Origin of the sequence: Pseudomonas sp. B21-059 (genome assembly GCF_026016285.1) — a bacterium.
Classification (GTDB): Bacteria; Pseudomonadota; Gammaproteobacteria; order Pseudomonadales; family Pseudomonadaceae; genus Aquipseudomonas; species Aquipseudomonas danubii.
In genome coordinates this window covers 191,077-212,917 of sequence record NZ_CP087201.1, presented here as the reverse complement: position 1 = coordinate 212,917, position 21,841 = coordinate 191,077, and the positions used below count along the sequence as shown (strand labels likewise).

General features: G+C 63.3%; 20 protein-coding genes and 1 tRNA gene. 3 read left to right on the top strand and 18 right to left on the bottom strand.

Annotated elements, in window-relative coordinates; translation table 11 throughout:
* Positions 1 to 43: 43 nt before the first annotated feature.
* The 9 genes from LOY69_RS00950 to dibA all read right to left on the bottom strand — a co-directional run bounded on the left by LOY69_RS00950 (position 44) and on the right by dibA (position 11,094).
* Positions 44 to 2,281: a GMC family oxidoreductase gene (locus LOY69_RS00950; RefSeq protein ID WP_110651230.1), complete on the bottom strand. Its 2,238-nt coding sequence runs from the start codon at positions 2,279 to 2,281 to the stop codon at positions 44 to 46.
* A complete protein-coding gene (locus LOY69_RS00945) occupies positions 2,278 to 2,790 on the bottom strand; it encodes a sorbitol dehydrogenase (RefSeq protein WP_102882702.1) in 513 nt (170 codons plus the stop codon). The genes LOY69_RS00950 and LOY69_RS00945 overlap by 4 nt, the downstream gene beginning before the upstream one ends.
* Positions 2,787 to 4,163, bottom strand: a complete 1,377-nt coding sequence (locus tag LOY69_RS00940; RefSeq protein WP_110595274.1) for a cytochrome C — start codon at positions 4,161 to 4,163, stop codon at positions 2,787 to 2,789. Before LOY69_RS00940 ends, LOY69_RS00945 begins: the two co-directional genes overlap by 4 nt.
* A gap of 295 nt (positions 4,164 to 4,458) precedes the next feature.
* The gene (locus LOY69_RS00935; RefSeq protein WP_265074012.1) at positions 4,459 to 5,448 is read right to left on the bottom strand and encodes a sulfate/molybdate ABC transporter ATP-binding protein; all 990 of its coding nucleotides are present in this window, start codon (positions 5,446 to 5,448) and stop codon (positions 4,459 to 4,461) included.
* A 3-nt stretch (positions 5,449 to 5,451) separates the two neighbouring features.
* Positions 5,452 to 6,321 (bottom strand): sulfate ABC transporter permease subunit CysW, encoded by an 870-nt coding sequence (gene cysW, locus LOY69_RS00930; RefSeq protein WP_016968484.1) that lies wholly within the window; start codon positions 6,319 to 6,321, stop codon positions 5,452 to 5,454.
* 13 nt (positions 6,322 to 6,334) lie between these two features.
* Complete coding sequence (gene cysT, locus LOY69_RS00925; RefSeq protein ID WP_102862585.1) at positions 6,335 to 7,153, bottom strand: sulfate ABC transporter permease subunit CysT; 819 nt, start codon at positions 7,151 to 7,153, stop codon at positions 6,335 to 6,337.
* Positions 7,154 to 7,302: 149 nt separating this feature from the next.
* The gene (locus tag LOY69_RS00920; protein ID WP_102882699.1) at positions 7,303 to 8,313 is read right to left on the bottom strand and encodes a sulfate ABC transporter substrate-binding protein; all 1,011 of its coding nucleotides are present in this window, start codon (positions 8,311 to 8,313) and stop codon (positions 7,303 to 7,305) included.
* 172 nt (positions 8,314 to 8,485) lie between these two features.
* Positions 8,486 to 8,668, bottom strand: coding sequence for a sulfur starvation response protein OscA (gene oscA, locus LOY69_RS00915; RefSeq protein WP_022643503.1), 183 nt, complete (start codon positions 8,666 to 8,668; stop codon positions 8,486 to 8,488).
* Between the two features lie 506 nt (positions 8,669 to 9,174).
* Positions 9,175 to 11,094, bottom strand: coding sequence for a phosphodiesterase DibA (gene dibA / locus LOY69_RS00910; protein ID WP_102862583.1), 1,920 nt, complete (start codon positions 11,092 to 11,094; stop codon positions 9,175 to 9,177).
* 146 nt (positions 11,095 to 11,240) lie between these two features.
* Between dibA and desA the strand changes: the two genes are divergently transcribed.
* A complete protein-coding gene (desA, locus tag LOY69_RS00905; protein WP_102862582.1) occupies positions 11,241 to 12,425 on the top strand; it encodes a delta-9 fatty acid desaturase DesA in 1,185 nt (394 codons plus the stop codon).
* A 187-nt stretch (positions 12,426 to 12,612) separates the two neighbouring features.
* A complete protein-coding gene (locus LOY69_RS00900; protein WP_102882698.1) occupies positions 12,613 to 13,605 on the top strand; it encodes a GGDEF domain-containing protein in 993 nt (330 codons plus the stop codon).
* 105 nt (positions 13,606 to 13,710) lie between these two features.
* Here LOY69_RS00900 and LOY69_RS00895 read toward each other — a convergent pair whose 3' ends face one another.
* From LOY69_RS00895 to LOY69_RS00855, 9 genes are all read right to left on the bottom strand, one after another.
* Entirely contained in the window at positions 13,711 to 14,925 is a 1,215-nt protein-coding gene (locus LOY69_RS00895; RefSeq protein ID WP_110595271.1) for a response regulator, read from the bottom strand.
* Between the two features lie 142 nt (positions 14,926 to 15,067).
* Positions 15,068 to 16,345 (bottom strand): 4-aminobutyrate--2-oxoglutarate transaminase, encoded by a 1,278-nt coding sequence (gabT, locus tag LOY69_RS00890; protein ID WP_102862579.1) that lies wholly within the window; start codon positions 16,343 to 16,345, stop codon positions 15,068 to 15,070.
* Positions 16,346 to 16,522: 177 nt separating this feature from the next.
* On the bottom strand, positions 16,523 to 17,965 hold the full coding sequence (gene gabD, locus LOY69_RS00885; protein WP_102882696.1) for an NADP-dependent succinate-semialdehyde dehydrogenase: 1,443 nt from the start codon (positions 17,963 to 17,965) through the stop codon (positions 16,523 to 16,525).
* 378 nt (positions 17,966 to 18,343) lie between these two features.
* The gene (locus LOY69_RS00880) at positions 18,344 to 18,658 is read right to left on the bottom strand and encodes a RebB family R body protein (RefSeq protein ID WP_102862578.1); all 315 of its coding nucleotides are present in this window, start codon (positions 18,656 to 18,658) and stop codon (positions 18,344 to 18,346) included.
* Between the two features lie 55 nt (positions 18,659 to 18,713).
* Positions 18,714 to 19,028: a RebB family R body protein gene (locus LOY69_RS00875; protein WP_011058563.1), complete on the bottom strand. Its 315-nt coding sequence runs from the start codon at positions 19,026 to 19,028 to the stop codon at positions 18,714 to 18,716.
* A 112-nt stretch (positions 19,029 to 19,140) separates the two neighbouring features.
* The gene (locus LOY69_RS00870; protein WP_265074011.1) at positions 19,141 to 19,668 is read right to left on the bottom strand and encodes a hypothetical protein; all 528 of its coding nucleotides are present in this window, start codon (positions 19,666 to 19,668) and stop codon (positions 19,141 to 19,143) included.
* Between the two features lie 160 nt (positions 19,669 to 19,828).
* Positions 19,829 to 20,491, bottom strand: a complete 663-nt coding sequence (locus LOY69_RS00865; RefSeq protein ID WP_265074010.1) for a hypothetical protein — start codon at positions 20,489 to 20,491, stop codon at positions 19,829 to 19,831.
* A 24-nt stretch (positions 20,492 to 20,515) separates the two neighbouring features.
* Entirely contained in the window at positions 20,516 to 20,743 is a 228-nt protein-coding gene (locus LOY69_RS00860; RefSeq protein WP_011058560.1) for a RebB family R body protein, read from the bottom strand.
* A 119-nt stretch (positions 20,744 to 20,862) separates the two neighbouring features.
* A complete protein-coding gene (locus tag LOY69_RS00855; protein WP_181430787.1) occupies positions 20,863 to 21,405 on the bottom strand; it encodes an RNA polymerase sigma factor in 543 nt (180 codons plus the stop codon).
* A gap of 188 nt (positions 21,406 to 21,593) precedes the next feature.
* Between LOY69_RS00855 and LOY69_RS00850 the strand changes: the two genes are divergently transcribed.
* Positions 21,594 to 21,670 (top strand) — tRNA-Arg (locus tag LOY69_RS00850).
* The last annotated feature ends 171 nt before the right edge of the window (positions 21,671 to 21,841 follow it).

The window sequence follows — 21,841 nt, the reverse complement described above, 5'->3', positions numbered from 1 at the left end:
GTCCCTGGCCGGGCGTGCCGACTGCACGCCCGGCCAGGATGGGTCACAAGCCGCCAAACTCCACTCGCACCGTCAGTGCGCCCTGGTTGTCCTTCAGGCCGACACCGTAACGCCCGTCCAGGTCGTCATTGATGCACAGCTGCAACTCTCCTTGCTGGCCCGCCGGTATCTGCGCCAGATCGCCGATCAGAAAGGGCGTGCCAGCGCTCCCGACGCGGCCGATCAGCGCGCCCTCGCTGGCCCCCGGCAAGGTATAGCCGGACTTGGCGATGTAGACCGGATTGCCCCGGCCGTCCACCATGCCCCCCGCCGGACTGGCAGACCAGCGCCCGCTGACGTAGCGCACCAATTGCGCACTGATCCCATTGAGTTGCACCCCGGTGCCTTGCCAGGGCTGATTGGCCTGGACCGTCACGGTGCTGGCCTTGAGCTCGTTGGCGAGCACATCGGCGGCCTGGAACGACAACGCGGCAATGGTCAGGCTCGGATTGGACGTACCGCTGCTGGGAAACACCCCGTCTCCCACCAGGAACAGATTGCGGTGATCCCAACTGCGCTGATGCTTGTCCACCACCGAGTCCCTGGGGTTGTCCCCCATGCGGTAAGTCCCCATCAGGTGCCCGGCGCCCTGGAAGCTGTAGGGCTCGCCGTCGTAGACGAAGAACCCGGGGTTGGTCTTGGGGTCCGGCTTGAGGTCCGTGAGTTCGGTGGCCCCCAGCAGCTCGGTGATGATGTAGGTGGCGGCCTGCCGGGCCTGTTTGAAGCCCTCCTTGGTGTAGTCCGACAGGTTGTAGTGAATCTCCGGACGGGGGATGCCCAGGCGGTCCTTGTACTCGGTAGAAGGGACTATGTAGCAGTCGGCGTGGTCCGGATCCTTCTCCACCTGTTCCACCAGGAAGGCAATTCGGAACTGGCGGATCAGGCGGTCGTTGAGGGCACGGATCAGGTCCGCTCCAAACAACGCCTGGGGATCATGCTTGTCTCCGGGCAACGGGTTGGTGTGGCTGTTGTTCTGGCCGTCGATCAGGTCGCACACCGTGGTGTAGGGATCGCCGATCGGCCAGTTCAGGCCCTCATTGCCGATCTCGATGCGCCAGGCCGCCCGGTGACTGCGAAAGGCCCCATCGCGCAGGCTCTCGATGCCCGCCGTGGACACCGGCCCACGATAAGGGAACACCGTCTGCCCCGGCGGCATCAGCCCCCAGGCCAGGTAGATCGGGTGGTCCGACAGGCTGCGCCCGACCTGGAGACTGCTGTTGGCCACGCCATTGGGTGCCTCGGGACAGGCTGAGTTGAGCAACAGCTTGGGGGTCTCGATGGCGTGGGCGGCGATCACATAGTGCTGCCCCAGGGCCACGCCATTGGCGGTGGGCGGGCCGTCCCCCAACTGGTACTGGATGAACTCGATGCCGCTGATGCTGGACTTGCCATCGACCCGGACCTTGCTCGCCACGCTCTTGTACAGCACCCGGACATTGCCGGTCTCCAGCGCCTTGTTCAGAGTCACCGTGGCGTCGTACTTGGCCTGGATCGGGCAGATCGGCGTGCAGTTGGTATTGCCCGCACAGACCCGGCGCCCGGCATAAGGCTCGGAGTTGCGCCCGGCCGGCGTCGGGCTCACGAACAGTGGCATGCCGGCAAACGAATGGCCCTTGAGCGCCTTGATGAAACGCTCGTCCACCAGGGACAGCGGAATGCTGTGCATGGGGAATTGATAATCCTCGGGAAAGGTCATGCCCAGGTAGTCCTGGTCACCCACATCCGCCGCCACGCCGATCTCCGCCTCGGCGCGGCAGTAGGCGCTTTGCAGATCCTGGTAGCCGATGGGCCAGTCGACCCCGACGCCGTACAGCGACTTGAGGCGAAAGTCATTGGGCAGCATGCGCAGGCAGGTGGCGACCCAGTGCCAGGTGGTGCCGCCGCCCACCCGCTCATAGGTGCTGGTGAAGGCCAGCGGGCCTTTCTGCACCAGGTAGCTGGTCTGCGGGTTCTGCCAGCCGTTGATCAGGTCGGCAATGGTTGGGCGCGGCGCGTTCTGCTGGTCCGGCTGCAGTTCCGGATAAAGCTGCGGCTGCAGGTTGCTGGCCGGAGGATAGGGCGACTCGGGAGTCTTCAGGGTGGCGTTGTAGAAGCGCTCCATGTATTGCGTACGATTGGCCGGAATGCTCGGCCCGGACTCCAGCACCAGCACCTTGACCCCGGCCAGACCCAGTTGATAGGCGATGATGCTACCGGCCAGGCCAGCGCCGACTATCACCACATCCGCTTGTTCTGTGCTCATGACGAAGCTCCTTGCTGCCCCTTGGCGGGCACACCGGTAAAGGCCTCCAGGCTCGGCGGCGTCTCGTTCCAGTAGCCGAAATGAAACTGGCTGTAGCCCATGGGATGGGCCTGGGCGGCCTTCCAGGCCCAGCTTTGCTGGTACGCCAGGTCGGACACGACCCACTGCTGCCCGGCCTTGAAGCTGCTGGCGTCATAAGGCTGGTACCAGACCCCCAGCAGCCACATTTTCATGATCGAACGACAGGCCTTGGCCGCAGGTGTGGCCGCCGGCTTGCCGTTGCTCATCAGCAGCGCCCGGGCGATCTGTTCCGGGCTCTGCTGGTCAGCCACCAGGCTGGCGTACTGGCTCAGCAGGTCATTGAGTTGGGCCTCGGTCAGCTTCGGGCGGATATAGGCCAGAAACTGGCTGGGCAGGTCGATGGGGTCGATCGACGGCGCCAGCAAGGCCTTGCCGATCCCCAGCAACGCCGAGGACAGGCCGACAAAATTCTCACGCTCGGTGCTCATGGTTTGCTCCCTGCGGCGCCAGTGGATTGGGCACGCTCCAGCAGATAGGTGAAGTCGGCGAAGGTGGTGCGGGGGTTCTGGGTGACCCGGGTGGTCGCGTTGTTGTGGCAATCCATGCAACTGGAGGACGCCTGGGGCACCGTGCCCTGGATATAGGTTTCCAGGGTGGCGTTGGCGAGGAAGGTCGGGGCCGGGCTGCCCAAGGGATTGGTCGGCGACGGCGTCTCGCAGTCAGGGGCCGGATCGGCGGGCCATTGGGTGTCGATCATCTGGTAGTTGGCCCAGACACTCTGCGGGTTGGCCGTGCGCAACAGCGCCTGGTAGGTGCTGTTCAGCGCCTTGGCGGCCTCGGTCAGCGGGATCTCGCGGACGATCTGCGACGGCGTGGCCTTGACCGCCGGGTTCCAGGGCCGGGGCGGCGGCTCGTTGACCTTGGCCGGGCTGGCGGCGTTGTAGAACAGGTACGGGCCTTTGCGCTGCTCCGGCGGGGTGGTTTTTTCCGGCACGTTGTCCACGTGTTCGAAGGTCGACCAGACCCACTGCGGGGCCAGCGCGGTCTTGTGCACGATGTGCAGGCCCACCAGGCCCACCGCCTCGGCCTTGCACGACTCTTCCACGATGGGCCCGCGGGTCGGATCGCTGTTGCCGGGGGTATAGACCAGGGCGTCCACCGTATGGAAGCGGCTGCGCTGGTCGTTGCCGTCCAGCACCTTCCACGAGGCCTTGACCATGATTGCGCCGTGCTTCTGGTGGGGATTGGAGCTGCAGCTGAAGGCCACGCGGTTGTTCGGGCTGGCGGCGAAATACGCCTGCTGGCCCTGGACGCTGTACAAGCCCTTGTCGACGATATCGTTGAACATCGGCCGGTTGACCACGATTTCGTTACGGGTGTAGGTGCCGCTCTGGTCCACCAGCGGGCCGCTCTGGAACGGCTGGATGAACTCGTCGAGGACACCCGCGACCTTGCCCATCTGTTGCAGCAGGCGTCCGGACTTGAGCCCCTCACAGGGTTTGGGAAGAATCGCCGGAGCCTCCCAGGCCAAAGGCTTCTCACCCTTGGCCCGGAAGATCTGATAGCTCTCTTTCCAGCCTTCCCAGACGGTGGGACCGTCCTCCTTGCCGATGGGCCCAACGCCGGGACTGCCGTCGGCCTGGGCTGGCCAGTTGAGGGCGATGAAGGTCTGCCAGGACAGCACGTCAAAATCCCGCTGCAGGCTTTCCAGGGTCGGTTCCGGGGGGGCGGTCACTGCAACGTCGTAGGGTATGCGCGAGGACAGGTCTGGGGGCGCGAGCGCCAGGGCCAGAGGGCTGAGCAGTGCACCGCAGAGTGCACAACCGAACCTCGGACCGGGCCGATGGACTTCCTTTTTCATGCTTGTCTCCTTGGCATCAGGCTGGCCAGGAGACAGAACGCTGGTCCTTCAAGGACTCTTCAATTGCGCCCTCCTGGCACAGTTTCCAGCGTAGATAAGGAAACTTGCGCCCAGGGCACGGGCCATAGATCGAATCGAGCTAGCAGCAATAGCGAACGCCATCACCCACCGTCGATACGCAACATCCTCTGCGTAGGAGCCGGCTTGCCGGCGAAGGGCCTTCGAGCCAGGTACAAACCTGGAGGACGCTTTCGCTGGCAAGCCAGCTCCTACAGCGGGCGTGATGTCGGTGGGGTCAGAGGCTGGAGTGTTTCTGCCAGACCTTGGGCTTGAAGAACAGCGTCTCGCCACGGGCCAGGCCGATCAGGCTGTCGTGGTCCTTCACCACTTCGGCCTCGATCAGCTCGCTCTGGCCTTCGACCTTGAGGGTGACCCGGGTGGTGGCGCCCAGGGGACGGATGTCGCGCACTTCGGCGGCGTGATGGTCTTCCAGTTCCGAACGCGACAGCGACACTTCGTGGGGACGGAACAGCACGTGGTTGTCCTCACCCAGGTGCAGGCGGTTGGAGTCACCCAGGAAGTGGTAGACGAAGTCGCTGGCGGGGTTCTCGTAGACCTCGCCCGGGGAGCCGATCTGTTCGATCACACCCTTGTTCATCACCACGATGCGGTCCGCCACTTCCATGGCTTCTTCCTGGTCGTGGGTAACGAACACCGAAGTCAGGTTGATGTCTTCGTGCAGCCGCGCCAGCCAGCGTCGCAGCTCCTTGCGCACCTTGGCGTCGAGGGCGCCGAAGGGTTCGTCCAGCAGCAGCACCTTGGGCTCCACCGCCAGGGCGCGGGCCAGGGCGATACGCTGGCGCTGGCCGCCGGACAGTTGCTCCGGGTAACGGTCGGCGAGCCAGTCCAGTTGCACCATGTTCAGCAGCTCATGGACCTTCTCGGCGATCTTGCTCTCGCTGGGACGCTGGTTCTTGGGCTTCATGCGCAGGCCGAAGGCGACGTTGTCGAACACGCTCATGTGGCGGAACAGGGCGTAGTGCTGGAACACGAAACCGACGTTGCGATCGCGCACGTCGTGGCCGGAAACGTCCTCGCCGTGGAACACGATGCTGCCGTCATCCGGCGTTTCCAGGCCGGCGATGATGCGCAGCAGGGTGGTCTTGCCGCAGCCGGACGGGCCCAGCAGGGCCACCAGCTCGCCGCTGTGGATATCCAGGTTGATGCTGTTCAGGGCCTTGAAGGCGTTGAAGTTCTTGCTGACATTACGGACTTCGATCGACATGACTTATTCCTCCGCGGCGCTGGCGCGCAGGCGGTTGATTCGGGATTCGCTCCACTGCTTGAGCAGCAGGATGAACAACGCAAGGATCAGCAGCAGGCTGGCGACGGCAAAGGCGGCCACGTGGTTGTACTCGTTGTAGAGGATTTCCACGTGCAGCGGCAGGGTGTTGGTGACCCCGCGAATGTGCCCGGACACCACCGACACCGCGCCGAATTCGCCCATGGCTCGGGCGGTACAGAGCACCACGCCATAGATCAGGCCCCATTTGATATTGGGCACGGTGACGTGCCAGAACATCTGCCAGCCATTGGCTCCCAGCAACCTGGCGGCTTCCTCTTCCTGGGTGCCCTGCTCCTGCATCAGTGGGATCAGTTCCCGGGCGACGAAGGGCACGGTGACGAAGATGGTGGCCAGGACGATGCCGGGCAAGGCGAAGACGATCTGGATGTCGTGATCCGAAAGCCACGGGCCGAACAGGCCCTGGGCGCCGAACATCAGCACATAGACCAGGCCGGCGATCACCGGCGACACCGAGAACGGCAGGTCGATCAGGGTCACCAGGATGCTCTTGCCACGGAACGAGTACTTGCTCACGCACCAGGCGGCGCTGACCCCGAACACCAGGTTCAGGGGCACCGAGATCAGCACCGCGATCACCGTGAGTTTCAGCGCCGACAGGGCATCGGGCTCGAAGATCGCTTCAAAGAACGCACCGATGCCCAGCTTCAGGCCCTGGGACACCACGATGAACAACGGCAGCAGCAAAAACAGGGCAAAGATCAGCCAGCCGAGGCCAATCAGCACCCGCCGTGAGGTGGCGCTGCCACGGCGGGCGGCGTTGGCCGACGAGGCGGCGATAGACGATTGAGACATGAGTCGCGCCTCCTTATGGACGTTCGATGCGCCGCTGCAGCAGGTTGATCAGCAGCAACAGGATGAAGGAAACCACCAGCATCAGCACGCCGATGGAAGTGGCGCCGGTGTAATCGTACTGGTCGAGCTTGACCATGATCAGCAGGGGCAGGATTTCGGTCTTCATCGGCATGTTGCCGGCGATGAAGATCACCGAGCCGTACTCGCCAACGCCCCGGGCGAAGGCCAGGGCAAAGCCGGTGAGCCAGGCCGGCAGCAAGGCCGGCACCAGGATATGGCGGAACACCTGCCAGGGTTTGGCGCCCAGGCAGGCGGCGGCCTCTTCCACTTCACGGGGAATGTCCGCCAGCACCGGCTGCACCGTGCGCACCACAAATGGCAGGGTGACGAAGGTCAGCGCCAGGGTGATGCCCAGGGGCGTGTAGGCAATCTTGAAACCCAGGTCGGTGGCGAACTGTCCCACCAGGCCGGTGGGCGCGTAGAGCGCGGTCAGGGCGATGCCGGCCACGGCAGTGGGCAAGGCAAACGGCAGGTCGATCATGGCATCGATGACCTTGCGTCCGGGGAAGCTGTAGCGCACCAGGACCCAGGCCAGCAGGGTGCCGATGACGCCGTTGATCATGGCCGCATACAGCGCGGTACCGAAGCTCAGCTTGAGCGCGGCGAGCACCCGTGGCGCCGAAATGATCGCCCAGAACTGTTCCCAGGTGAGTTGCGCGGCATGCACGAACATCGCCGCCAGGGGGATGAGCACAATCAGGCTGAGGTACACCAAGGTGTAGCCCAGCGTCAGCCCGAAGCCGGGTATGACGGGGGAGATACGACGCGACATAAAAGTCCTTGGTTAACGGAACGGATACGCAAAGCCCGCAACTGAATGCGGGCTCTACCTGGTAGGAGCCGGCTTGCCGGCGAAGGGGCCTGCAGCCTGGTGTGGCCCTTGAGGGCGCCTTCGCTGGCAAGCCAGCTCCTACAACAGGTTCACTGGGCCGTGTAGATCTGGTCGAACACACCACCGTCGTTGAAGAATTTCGGTTGGGCAGTCTTCCAGCCGCCGAAGTCCTTGTCGATAGTCACCAGGTCCAGTTTGGGGAACTGCTGGGCATATTTGGCGGCGACATCCTTGTCCCGGGGACGGTAGAAGTTCTTCGCGGCAATTTCCTGGCCGGCCGGGCTGTACAGGTGCTTGAGGTAGGCCTCGGCGATCTCGGTGTTGCCTTTCTTCTCGGCGTTCTTGTCCACCACCGCCACGGGTGGCTCGGCGAGGATCGACAGCGAAGGCACGACGATGTCGAACTTGTCGGCGCCGCCGTCTTCCTTGAGGGCCAGGAAGGCTTCGTTTTCCCAGGCCAGCAGCACATCGCCCTGACCGTTGTTGACGAAGGTGATGGTCGAGCCGCGAGCGCCGGTGTCCAGCACAGGCACGTGCTTGAACAGCTCTTTGACGTATTCCTGAGCCTTGGCTTCGCTGCCGCCGGTTTTCAGGCCATAGGCCCAGGCGGCAAGGAAGTTCCAGCGCGCACCGCCGGAAGTTTTCGGGTTCGGGGTGATCACCGAGACGTCTTTCTTGATCAGGTCGCCCCAGTCCTTGATGCCTTTGGGGTTGCCCTTGCGCACCAGGAACACGATGGTCGAGGTGTAGGGGGTGCTGGCGTCGGGCAGGCGTTTCTGCCAGTCCGCCGGCAGGGTCTTGCCGAGCTTGGCGATTTCGTCGATGTCACCGGCCAGGGCCAGGGTCACCACGTCGGCGCGCAGGCCGTCGATCACCGCCCGGCCCTGCTTGCCGGAACCACCGTGGGATTGCTGGATCTTCACGTTGTCGCCGGGATGCGATTGCTTCCAGAAGTTTGTGAACTCGGCGTTGTAGTCCTGGTACAGCTCGCGGGTCGGGTCGTAGGACACGTTGAGCAGCTCGTAATCCTTGGCAACGGCGGAACCGGCAAAAACGGCGCTGGCGAGGGCGGCCAGGGCATAACGGCGAATCGACGACATGATGGAGCTCCCGAAATTTTTTAAAGTGCTGGCATTTTTCTTATGGCGAATCAGGCCCGCATTCGTGGGCGAATGCTGGGGTTCAGACTGGGGGTCATGGATGACGCCCTCCGGTTATCCAGTCGGGCCTCTCGATCACGAGAGGGTGATGCGGTCTTCGACTGCGCTGCAGTCAGCTGGGTTTGTTGCCGGGCTGTTGCAGGCGGAATTTTTCCTTGCGTTCGATCTGCACGACCTGGGCGTTGTGCACGGTGATTTCCACCGCGCCAAAGCGCAGGTCGCGCAGGGCGCTTTGAATTTCCCGCAAGATGGTTGCTTCGTCCTGGCCGTCAACGCTACGTAGAGATGCGCTCATGGTGCTGCTCCTGAGTGAAAGGTGCCTGGCAGTGGCGGCACTGCTTGCGGCGTGGGAGCAATAGTAGATAGGCGCGGATATTCTTAAAAATACTGTTTAAGAATGTTTATATAACCAGAAAAAATATTCGACCTGACAGCAGCTTAGCCCCCTGTAGCCGCTGCCGAGCCTGCGAGGCTGCGACAAGGCCGTCAGGCCTTCAGCGGTCTACAACATTTGCGCCCGCGTTGCGGTCGTTCGCAGCTTCGCAGGCTCAGCAGCGGCTACAAGGGTTGGTGGAAGGCCGTTTTGTCGGGGCGCCCGGCCGGGCAGAACCTGGGAATTCCCCTGGCCATGGCGCATTCGATCCTGTAGCCGCTGCCGAGCTTTCGCGAGGCTGCGACAAGGCCCGCAGGGCCTTGCCTGGCGATCGATAGACGAACCCTTGGCGTCCTGACATCGCCGCGACCGCTGCGTCGGAGTGCCGCCCAGCTCGTTCGCAGCCTGCGGCAGCGGCTACAGGGGTATCAGCGGATGGCGGGGGCATTGCTCCAGTCGAGCTGCTCCGCCGGCACCGGCCGGCCGAACCAGTAGCCCTGGCCCAGGTCACAGTCGTGTTCGAGCAGGAACCGCGCCTGCTCCGCTTGCTCGATACCCTCGGCGTGAACCTGCATGCCCATGCTCTGGGCCAGGGCGATGATCACCCGAGAGATCGCCGCATCGTCTTCATCGAACGGCAGGCCGGCGACAAAACCCTGGTCGATCTTGAGCTTCTGTACCGGCAGGCGCTTGAGGCGCAGCAAGGACGAGTAGCCGGTACCGAAGTCATCGATGGCCAGGCGAATGCCCAGTTCACGCAGACGGTGCATCTGCTCCAGCGCCACCTCGGGATCGTCCATGACCGCGCTTTCGGTGACTTCCAGTTCCAGGTAGGCCGGGTCCAGGCCGGTGTCGTGCAGCACCTGGGCCACCTGCTGATAGAGCTCGCTGCGCGCGAACAGACGGGTCGATACGTTCACCGCGACAAACGACAGCACCACACCTTCAGCCTGCCACTGGCACATCTGCCGGCAGGCCTGCTGCATGACCCAGGCGTCGATCTCGGCAATCATCCCGGTGCGTTCGGCAATCGGAATGAACTCCGCCGGAGACACCAGGCCGCGTTGCGGATGCTCCCAGCGCACCAGGGCCTCGACGCCGATCAGGCGACTGTTCTTGAGATCGTGCACCGGCTGGTAGTAGACCCGCAGCTCCTGCTGCTCCAGGGCCCGGCGCAGTTCGAAGGCAATCTCCACCCGTTGCTGGGCATGGGCGGTGAGTTCCTCGGTGTACAGGGCATAGCCGTTGCGCCCGGCGCTCTTGGCCTTGAACAGCGCCGCATCGGCGTTGCGCAGCAGCTGACTGGCGCTCAGGGCGTCACTGGGGAACAGACTGATGCCGATGCTGGCGTTGATCACCACCTGCTGCTCACCCAGCTGGAAGGGCTCCTTGAGGCCATCGATGATGCGCTGCGCCAGGGCCGCGGCCTGCACCAGTTGCGGGCAGCTTTCGGCCAGCACTGCGAACTCGTCGCCTCCCAGACGCGCCAGGGTCATGCCCGGGCCGAACATGCCCCCCAGGCGCTCGCCCACGGCCTTGAGCAACTGGTCGCCGACGTTGTGACCGAGGCTGTCGTTGATCATCTTGAAATGATCCAGGTCGATCATCAGCATGGCGCAGCCGCGCTTGTGGATCTGCGCCGAGGCCAGGGCCTGTTCGGCACGATCGGTGAACAGCAGGCGGTTGGGCAGGTCGGTCAAGGGGTCGTGGTGGGCCAGGTGGGCCAGTTCGTGCTCGGAATCCTTGATTGCACTGATGTCGGAGAACACCGCGACATAGTGGGTGAGCTCGCCCTGCTCATCGCGGATCGCGCGAATGCTCTGCCATTGCGGGTAGATCTCGCCGCTCTTGCGTCGATTCCAGATTTCGCCGCTCCATTCGCCGGTTTTCTGCAGCGAGTCGAACATCGCCTTGTAGAAGTCCGGCGAATGGTGGCCGGACTTAAACAGGCTCGGCTGGCGACCCAGCACCTCTTCACGCTGGTAGCCGGTGATCTCGATGAAGGCGCGATTGACGTGGACGATCTGGCCCTGGGTATCGCTGACCAGCACGCCCTCGCGGGTGCAGTCGAACACTGCCGCCGCCTGGCGCAGGCGCTCGCGATCCTTCTGCTGATGGCGCAACCAGCGGTCGGCGCCCATGACTCGCAACAGGCGGGCCCGGGCAAAGAAGATCAGCACCGCGCTGACCAGTGCCCAGGCGTAGCCACTGACCTCGTGCCAGTAGGCCTGATCGGCAAATTCATCGAAGAAACTGCTCAGTAAATAACCACTGAACTGCAACCAGATCAGGGACAGCAGCAGATAGAGCAGCGCGGCACGCAAGCCATTGCGATAAGAAACCGACATAAGTCCGTCTATTTCCACACGAAAAGTTCGGGATTATAGAGGAAGAAACATGCCGCCACTCTTATCTGAAAGGGCGACTGGTTTTCTCAGCGGGCTTAGTGATAATGCCTGGGCTGTTTTTTTCTTTATCGAGGGCCTTATCGCCTATGTGGTACGAAGGTTTACTTGGCTTGTCCGCCTGGCAACTGGTGGCAGTCACTCTGTTGATGACCCACGTGACCATCGTTGCGGTCACGATCTATCTGCATCGCTATTCCGCGCACCGTTCCCTGGAACTCAACGCCGGCCTGAAACACTTCTTCCGCTTCTGGCTGTGGCTGACCACGGCGCAGAACACCCGCGAGTGGACCGCCATCCACCGCAAGCACCACGCCAAATGCGAGACCGTCGACGACCCCCACAGCCCGGTGATCAAGGGCCTGTCCACGGTGCTGCGCAAGGGCGCCGAGCTGTATCGCGAAGAGGCCAAGAACCCGGAAACCCTGCGCATCTACGGCAAGAACTGCCCGGAGGACTGGATCGAGCGCAACCTCTACAGCCGCTACAAGCTGGGCGGTATCGCGCTGATGGCGGTCATCGACCTGCTGCTGTTCGGCACCATCGGCATCACCATCTGGGCGATCCAGATGATGTGGATTCCATTCTGGGCCGCCGGCGTGATCAACGGCCTGGGCCACGCCGTCGGCTACCGCAACTTCGAATGCCGCGACGCCGCCACCAACCTGGTGCCCTGGGGCATCATCGTCGGCGGCGAAGAACTGCATAACAACCATCACACCTACCCCAACTCGGCCAAGCTCTCGGTGAAGAAGTGGGAGTTCGACATGGGCTGGGCCTGGATCAAGGTCTTCAGCTTCCTGCGCCTGGCCAAGGTCCAGCGCGTAGCGCCCATCGCCCACCGGGTCGAAGGCAAGGGCCACCTGGACATGGACACGGCCATGGCCATCCTCAACAACCGGTTCCAGATCATGGCCCAGTACCGCAAGCTGGTGATCGGCCCGCTGGTGAAGCAGGAGCTGGCCAAGGTCGATCACTCGGTGCGCCACCAGTTCCACCGCGCCAAGCGCCTGCTGTCCCGGGAAACCAGCCTGCTGGAAGACCGCCACCACCTGCGCATCCAGACCATGCTGGAACACAGCCAGGCCTTGAAGGTGATCTACGAAAAGCGCCTGGCCCTACAGCAGATCTGGGTCAAGACCAGCGCCAACGGCCACGACATGCTGGCGGCGATCAAGGACTGGGTGCACGAGGCCGAGGCCAGCGGTATCCAGTCCCTGCGGGACTTCGCCAATCAGCTGAAAACCTACTCCCTGCGTCCTACCGCAGCCTGAGCCAAAGCCCCTCGCCACAAGCCGGCGAGGGGCGACTGCGACCGTCCGGCGGGAGCGCCAGGTATCGCCGCAACGGCTGGGAACTTAGCGTCCGATCCCCTATCTCACTGAACACTTCGCCACCCAGGCGGGCTTGGTTGTGGCTGCTGTCGAACTTGGCGCGGCACGCCCTTTGAGATCTGTGCCGATGGTCAATAAGAATTCACACACTCCATCTTCGCTTCCCCAGTGGCCCGAAGCCGCGCAAACCCTGATGGCCCTGATGCATGCACAGGGCGAAGTCGCCCGCCTGACCGAGCGCGAGCAGCTGTTCAGCGCCCTGCTGGTCAGCGTCAATGCAGTGCTCTGGGCCTTCGATTGGGACAACCGCCAGGTGCTGTACGTCAGCCCGGCCTATGAACGGATCTTCGGTCGCCCGGCAGGCCTGCTGCTGGCGGACTTCAACCAGTGGCGCGACAGCATTTACCCCGACGACCTGGAATACGCCGAGCGCAGCCTGGCCCAGGTCCTGGACAGGGGCGCGGTGGAAGATCGCGAGTACCGCATCATCGATGCCCAGGGGCAGGTGCGCTGGCTCAGCGACAAATGCTTCATCAACCGCAACACCGAACCCGGGCAACGGCTGATCGTGGTGGGCATTGCCGAAGACATCACCGAAAAGAAGCAGCTGGAAGCCGAGCTGCAACGCCTGGCCACCACCGACGTGCTGACCCAAAGCAGCAACCGCCGACACTTCTTCGAATGTGCCCATCGCGAGTTCGAACAGGCACGCCGGCAAGGTTTACCCCTGGTCTTTCTGTTGCTGGACATCGATGACTTCAAGGTGATCAACGACACCTACGGCCATCCCGAAGGCGACATCGTTCTGCAGCGCATTGCCGAGAGCGGACGGGCTGCACTGCGTCGGGGAGACCTGTTCGGGCGCATCGGCGGTGAAGAGTTCGCGGCGGTGTTTCCCGGCTGCAGCGCGGACATGGCCCATCAGGTCGCCGAACGCCTGCAGCGCGAGATTCAGCGGCAGACCTTCAGTTGCCAGGGCCAGACCTTCAACATCACCATCAGCCAGGGCCTGAGCAGCCGGCGCCGCGAAGATGAAAGCCTCGACAGCCTGTTCGCCCGGGCCGATGCGGCGATGTACCAAGCCAAGCGCCAGGGCAAGAACCGCATCGTCAGCGGATAACCACGCGCGCCCCATCCGTGGGAGCTGGCTTGCCAGCGAACAGGCCCTAAAGGCCCACAGCGCGGTGGCGAATGTCTTCGCCGGCGAGCCGGCGGCTAAAGAGGATCAGCCCTTGCGCAGGCGGGAAAGCTCCGGCAAGCCGACTTTCAGCAGGCGCGCCGTCTTGCTGCGGGCCACCTCCTCCACCCCTTCATGTTCGGTCAGCCGCGCCAGTTGCGCCGCCAGGTTCATCACCAGGGCTTCGCGGGAATAGACCCCTCCGCCCAACTGGTAGATCGAGGCGATCAGTTCACGCAGCTCCAGGGGCATGCGCCAGCGAGTACGCAGCGCCGAACCATAGGCGGCACCGAAACGCTCCAGGGCATCACCGATTTCTTCCTGCTCATCCAGTTCGCCACCGGCCTGCTTCCACTCTTGCAGACAACGCAGCAATGCCAGGTCGCCCAACCGGTGCAGCAGGCCCGCGCAATAGCAACGCTCCTGATCCAGGTCCAGCAGGCGGGCCAGGGTCCGACCATATTCCGCCGTGTGCAACGACAGCTCCCAGTAGCGCTCGGCATAGTCGGCCAGGGCCGGATCGCTCAGGCGCGCGCTGCGCTTGAGGGCCAGGCCCAGAATCAGGTTCATGCTCTGCCCGGTACCCAGCCGGTGCAGGGCCTGGGACAGGGTCTGTACGCCTTCACCGTTGTGTTGCGCGGCACTGTTGGCGGCGCAGATCAGCACGGCAGTGATCTGGGGATCGGTGCGGATCTCCTCCTCCAGCAGCTTGAGGTCCAGCCCGTCGGGGTTGAGGCTGCGCTTGACCGCCAATTGCACATCGGTCAGCAGCGGTGCGCCATCGGCGATCTCGCGACGGCGTTCAAGAAAGGTCCACAGGGTCATGCCCGGGGCCAGGGTCGGCACCTCGCAGGCAACCTCCTGGCCAGCATCCAGCAGCAGCCCCTGCAGGCGCTGGGTCAGGCTTTCCATGTTCAAGGGTTTGGTCAGGTAGGCCGTGGGCGCCAGAGGCAAGGCCTCGCGCACGCTGGCACTGTCACTGCGCACGCTGAGCAGAATGAAAGGCTGCAACGGGTTGCGCTTGCGCTGGCGCACGGAGCGCAGCAAGGCGAGACCGTCGATGCCCGGCAACTCCCAGTCGGCAATGATCAGGTCATAAGGTTTGGCGCTCAACAGTTCCAGGGCTTCCTGACCGTCGGCACACAGATCCAGACGCGCGTCACAGCGCACGTTGAGCAGCACTTGCTTGAGCAAATCACGAGACCAGGGATCGGCCTCGGCAATCAGCACACGAGGTACAGCGGGTAAATCAACAGCGGTCATGCAGCACGCTCCCTAGGCAATCCTTTGCACCTTAGTCAATGCACGGGCTTCCATACAGCGCAAATCCCCTATGGACCGCCTGGGGATGAAAAAAACCCGCCGAAGCGGGTTTTTTTGTCGATCAGGTCACAGCAGCAACCACTCAGAGTTCAGCGAAACACTCTTCGATGATGGCCAGGCCTTTATCCAGTTGCTCGTCCGGCGAGGTCAGCGGAACCAGAACCCGCAACACGTTGCCGTAGGTGCCGCAGGACAGCAGGATCAGCCCCTTGTCGCGAGCCTTGGCCACGACCTGAGCCACAGCAGCGGCGTTCGGCTTGTGGCTGTCGCCGTTCTCGAACAGTTCCACTGCGATCATCGCGCCCAGGGCGCGCACTTCGCCGATCACCGGGTACTTGGCCTGGATGGCCTTGAGGCCGGTCACCAGACGCTCGCCCACCGCCTTGCAGCGATCCAGCAGGTGCTCTTCCTCGAACACTTCCATCACCGCCAGAGCGGCGGCACAGGCGATCGGGCTACCGGCGTAGGTGCCGCCCAGGCCGCCTGGAGCGATGGCGTCCATGTATTCGGCCTTGCCGCAGACACCGGCCAGCGGGAAGCCGCCAGCGATGGATTTGGCGAAGGTGGTCAGGTCGGCGGCAACGCCCATCTGTTCCATGGCGAAGAAGGTGCCGGTACGGCCAGCGCCGGTCTGCACTTCGTCGGCGATCAGCAGGATGCCGTGCTGGTCGCACAGGGCGCGCAGGCGCTTCATGAACTCTTTAGGCGCGACGTAGAAACCGCCTTCGCCCTGCACCGGTTCGATGATGATGGCAGCGATATCACGTGGCTCAGCGTCGTTCTTGAAGATGCGCTCGATGCTGGCGATGGAGTCGTCGATGCTCACCCCGTGCAGTTCGTTGGGGTACAGCGCGCGGAAGATACCGCCTGGCATCAGGCCCATGCCGGCCGAGTAAGGCACGACTTTACCGGTCAGGCCCAGGGTCATCATGGTGCGGCCATGGTAGGCGCCGGTGAAGGCGATCACGCCGGCACGGCCAGTGGCGGCACGGGCGATCTTCACGGCGTTTTCCACGGCTTCGGAACCGGTGGTCACCAGCAGGGTTTTCTTGGCGAAGTCACCCGGAACCTTGGCGTTGATTTTCTCGCACAGTTCCACGTAAGGCTCGTAGGCCAGGACCTGGAAGCACGTGTGGGTCAGCTTGTTCAACTGCTCGGTCACCGCGGCGATGATTTTCGGGTGCACGTGACCGGTGTTCAGTACCGCGATACCGCCGGCGAAGTCGATGAACTCGCGGCCTTCAACGTCGGTGACGGTGGCGTTCTTCGCGCTGTCGGCGAAGATCGGGTGAATCTGGCCAACACCGCGTGGTACAGCGGCTTCACGGCGTTTCATCAAGGATGCGTTGGTCTTGCTCATAGTGTCCTCATTCACCGCTGCTACAGCGGTGTGATTCAAGGGTTGCGGGGCGGGGAAGCGCCTGCGACAGCATGCGATGATCGACTGCCGGAGCGGTCCCGGGCCACCTTGAAAACGTGCGTTTTTAAAGCGGCGCCAGGGGACAGCGCTCTCGTGCCCCCGGCGCTTGAAACCGGATCAGATACCCAGGCAGAGGTATTTGATTTCCAGGTAATCCTCGATTCCGTACTTGGAGCCTTCACGGCCCAGGCCCGAAGCCTTGATGCCGCCGAACGGCGCCACTTCGTTGGAGATCAGGCCGGTGTTGACCCCGACCATGCCGTATTCCAGGGCCTCGGCGACACGGAACACACGCCCCAGGTCGCGGGCATAGAAGTACGACGCCAGGCCGAACTCGGTGTCGTTGGACATGGCGATGACTTCAGCTTCGTCTTTGAAGCGGAACAGCGGCGCCAGCGGGCCAAAGGTTTCTTCCTTGGCCACGGCCGCGTCTTTAGGCACGTTGACCAGGATGGTCGGCTCAAAGAAGTTGCCTTCCATGGACTTGCCACCGGCCAGCAGGGTCGCGCCTTTTTTCAGGGCGTCGGCGATGTGTTCCTGGACCTTGGCCACGGCTTTTTCGTCGATCAGCGGGCCGGTGGTGGTGCCTTCTTCCAGACCGTTGCCGATCTTCAGCTTGGCCACCGCGACTTTCAGCTTCTCGGCGAAGGCGTCGTAGACCGAATCCTGGATGTACAGGCGGTTGGCGCAGACGCAGGTCTGACCGTTGTTGCGGTATTTGGAGATGATCGCGCCTTCGACGGCCTTATCCAGGTCGGCGTCGTCGAACACGATGAACGGCGCGTTGCCGCCCAGTTCCAGGGACACTTTCTTGATGTCCTTGGCGCATTCGGCCATCAGCTGGCGACCGATTTCGGTGGAGCCGGTGAACGACAGCTTGCGCACGATCGGGTTGCTGGTCAGCTCGCCGCCGATGTCGCCGGCACTGCCGGTGACCACGCTGAGCACGCCTTTGGGAATGCCGGCGCGGTGCGCCAGTTCCACCAGGGCCAGGGCCGAGAACGGGGTTTGCGAAGCAGGCTTGATGACCATGGTGCAACCGGCGGCCAGGGCTGGGCCGGCTTTACGGGTGATCATCGCGGCCGGGAAGTTCCACGGGGTGATGGCTGCGGTCACGCCGATCGGCTGCTTAATCACGATCAGGCGTTTGTCCGGCTGGTGGCCAGGGATAACGTCACCGTAGATGCGCTTGGCTTCTTCGGCGAACCACTCGATGAAGGAGGCGGCGTAAGCGATTTCGCCCTTGGCTTCGGCCAGCGGCTTGCCCTGCTCCAGGGTCATCAGGCGACCCAGGTCGTCCTGGTTCTCGATCAGCAGTTCATACCAGCGGCGCAGCTTGGTGGCGCGCTCCTTGGCGGTCAGGGCACGCCAGGCTGGCAGCGCCTTGTCGGCGGCTTCGATGGCGCGGCGGGTTTCGGCGGCGCCCATCTTGGGTACGGTGCCGAGGATTTCACCGGTCGCGGGGTTGTTGACCTTGATCGTCTGGCCGTTGTCCGCGTCGACCCAAGCTCCATCGATGAAGGCTTGTTGGCGGAACAACTGGGCGTCTTTGAGCTGCATGTCGGCTTCCTTAACAGCACCGCGCATACGCGGGGCGAATTGTGATTGTAAAAAAGGCGCCCTGTCAGGCATGGACCGCGCTGGCGCGTCTGCAAGCCCTGGACAAAGCTGCCGTCAGGAAAATCGTTCACTGGGTAAAAGCACGAAAATGTCGCACACAAGGATAGACGTGCGCTTGGGCACCCAGGCAAGAGCGTTTGAAATCTCAAACGAATCCTAGGGTCAACAGGGGTAAAGGACAATAGGCTGTTCGAAAAAAAGAACGTAAACGTCCTTTAGGTTAAAAATTTCAGATCAACGTCACTCGCAACCGCCGAAAAGACAACGCCCCCGGGGCCTGCAGACCGCGGGGGCGTTGGCGTGACGCCAGGGAAAGGATCAGCTACTGAACGACTTGAGCACCGTCAACAGGCTGGTGAGGTTGTCGGCCACGCCGCCCTGGGCGACTTTCTCGGTGGCTGCCGCTCCGGCGGTGGTGTCGACGCTGTAGATCTGCATCACGCCCTGGTTGGTGGCCGCCTGGGCCAGGGTGTTTTGCTGCTGCTGGGCCGACACCGAGTTCTGGAACAGGATGGCCACGGACTGGCCCATGGACTGGTAGACGGTGCCCATCGCCATGGCCGGTGCTTCGGCAACGACCTTGACGTTGGTCTGGGTCACGGCATCGGTGATTTGCGGACTGACTGTGCTCATAAAAACTCCATTTTTTCAGCAGGAAAGTTCAACGGGAAATCAGGCGCTCAGCCACTCAGCTCTGGAAGGACTTGAGTACTGTCAGCAGGCTGGTGAGGTTGTCGGAGACCCCGCCCTGGGCAACCTTCTCGGTGGCGGCGGCGCCGGCGGTGGTGTCGACGCTGTAGATCTGCATCACGCCCTGGTTGGTGGCTGCCTGGGCCAGGGTGTTCTGTTGCTGCTGCGCCGAGACCGAGTTCTGGAACAGGATCGCGGTGGCCTGGGCCATGGATTGGTAGATGGTGCCCATCGCCATGGCCGGCGCTTCGGCGACGACTTTGACGTTGGTCTGGGTGACGGCATCGGTGATTTGTTCGTTTACAAGTGGCATGGCTCAACTTCCTTTGTTGGTACACGGAGCATTCCGTGTCTTTGAGTGAACGTGGCAGCCGTTTTGCTGTGAACCGTGAGGCTTGGGACCGTCGGCTTATTTCAGGGGGGGCTTATTGCCCGGCAGCGGCGAGCACTTGCTTGAGGGTGTCCTCGACCTTCTGCGACAACTCGGCCATGCGCGCCTCGACGGCGATTTTCACCTCCTGCTGCACCAGGACGCTGATCATCGCCTTGAGGGCTGGATCGTCGGCAGGGGCCAGGGCGGGAGTGGGTGTTGCGGCCGCGGCCTTGTCCGAACTTGGTGCTGCTGCCGGTTCCGATACGGCAGTCGGCGCAGCAGTGGCGGCCGCGGCCTGACTCTCGGCCACCGCCTGCAGTTGACGCAGCACCAGTTCGCGCGCCTGGGGATCGGCCCTATCGACGCCGACACCCGACAACTGCTCGATGATCTTGCGCGTGCGCTGCTCATCGGCCTCTATCAGCTCGACGGCCCGCTGCCGCGCCTGATCAACGCTCTGTTGCGCGGACTTGGACATGTCCAGCGGCTTGTCCTGGACAAACGCCTCCAGTACCTGGCGCTCGACCTGGGTCAATGGACGATTCAGATACTTCTCGGCAAAGAGAAGTATCGTCGCCATCGGGGTTTGCTCTTCATTCGCCATTGCATGCTCCTTGTTGATGAATGGCGTTGAAGGGCTGGGCACCGGGTCCGTCGAACTTCAACGCCTGGGGGTGAACAGAGCGGCCGGCGCCTCTGGCACGACGGCCCCGGGCACCTTGCGCGCCCGAGGGTCGGACTCAGGAAGACGACGAACGATTGGCCAGAGTGGCGCTGTACTTGGCGATGCTGGCGTCGATCTTGTCGATGGCCATGCCTGCCGCCTCCGCTTCCATCGCACCCGCCGCAGCCGCCACGGCAGCGGCCGCGCCGACCATCAGGTCGGTGGCCAACACGCCCAGGGCATCCTCGGCGGCGCCCTTGACGTTCTCTTTGACGATGTTCTCGGTCATCTGCTTGAGCAGCACCGCCTGGGCCGCCAGGGCCAGCTTGCTGACCCCGTCGAAATACCCCGCCGCCGACTGCGCCACCAGGCCGGCGGCCTGGCTGATCATCATGTCCGGTGCGGCAGCGATCTGCGCCGGGGCATAGCTGAAAGTCTGGGCATTGGTGAACTGCACCGCCTGGACGATCTGGCTGTTGAGCGCATCAGTGCTGTCGGTGCTGGGGCTGCCGGCCTGCTTGAGCAAATGGGCGTTCATCGTCTCCATCACCGAAGGCCGCGCGGCGGCGGACGGCGGTGATGGCGCAGACTCGGCCGCCGCATCGGTGCCGGTCGACGTGGGCTCGCTGGGCGCCGCCTGAGGCTCGACCGTTTCCGCACCCGGACTGGGGCCGGCCGCCGCGCTCGCGGTGTCATCGGCCGCGGCCGCGGGTGGGGTTTTCTTCTTGAACCATGCCATGACGATTCTCCCGGGCGATCAGCCCTATTCGCCGATCGCCATGATCAACGCCACGGCCTTGGACACCACCGCGTTGGAGATCTGGTTCAGCGCCTGCTGGCTGTTGACCGCGTTCTGCAACGACAGGCCCGCCGAGTGGCTGGCCACCTGATACAACGAGGCGATGGCCTGGGCCGGGGCTTCGGCCACCACCTTGACGTTGGTCTGGGTCACGGCATCGGTGATCTGCGAGTTGACCATTGGATCGGGCATACATCTCTCCTTAGATGGAATGGCCCACCGCAGAAGGCGGCGGCACCGGCTACAGCGTCGAAAACAGGCTCACTGAACAAGAACGTCCCGGCGCACCCGCTGTGAATCCTGCCACGCCCTCAACGCAGGGCCTCGCGCAACAATTGCACATGCTTGCGCGCCAGGGGCTGGTTCATTCCCAGCTCGGCGGCGATGTTCGGGTAGGGCAGATCGTCGACAAACTTCAGTTCAAACAAGCGGCGTTTTTTAAAAGGCAATTGCGCCACCCGCCGACTGAGCAGGGCCAGGGTTTCCAGCAGTTCCACCTGCTCCAGCACCGACATCTGCGGCGCCTCCAACTGCTGCAGCGGGTCGTCCTCGAAATCGGCGAAATCCACGAACAGACGCTGCTCCCGCGCCCGCCGCCGACAGCTGTCGACAAACACATGATCGAGCACCAGGAACAGAAAGCCCTGGGGGTCGCGAATCCGCTCCGGCGAACGGCGAAAGAACAGCAGCGCCTTGATCGCCGTGGCCGCCAGCCACTCCTGGGCGCCATCGGCGTTACCCCGCGCCAATTGCCGGGCGCGGCGCTGCAACCCGGGCAGCACCGCCTTCCAGCTGGCCTCGAACAGATGATCCGCCAACGCTGTCGACAGGCCCTCTTGCATCAAACAGTTCATCTCCCGCACCTCCCTGTGCCCCGTGACTGCACGGATAGGGCTGCAGGTTGCGCTGGGCCGACCGGCCAATGCAGCGGGAAAAACTGCCACTACGGCCCGGGTTTCCGGGGATTGCGCCGGGCGGTGGAAAAGGGATGCAAGCCGGCGTGGACGCTTCGAGTCGACATAGGTATGATGTCGCCCGCACTGCATCCGTAGCTCAGCTGGATAGAGTACTGCCCTCCGAAGGCAGGGGTCGTGGGTTCGAATCCCGCCGGGTGCACCAGCTTCAACGAGAAAGCCCCAGGTCTGATGGCCTGGGGCTTTTTTGTTTCCGAAAGCCGGCGTTGCCGGCAGCAGCCTCATTCACTCCCTGATCCAGGACGACGGCTCGCGACTGGAGGCTGTCCCGGTGGAGTGCGACTTGCTACATTCCCAGCCCCCCGGACAGGAGGTC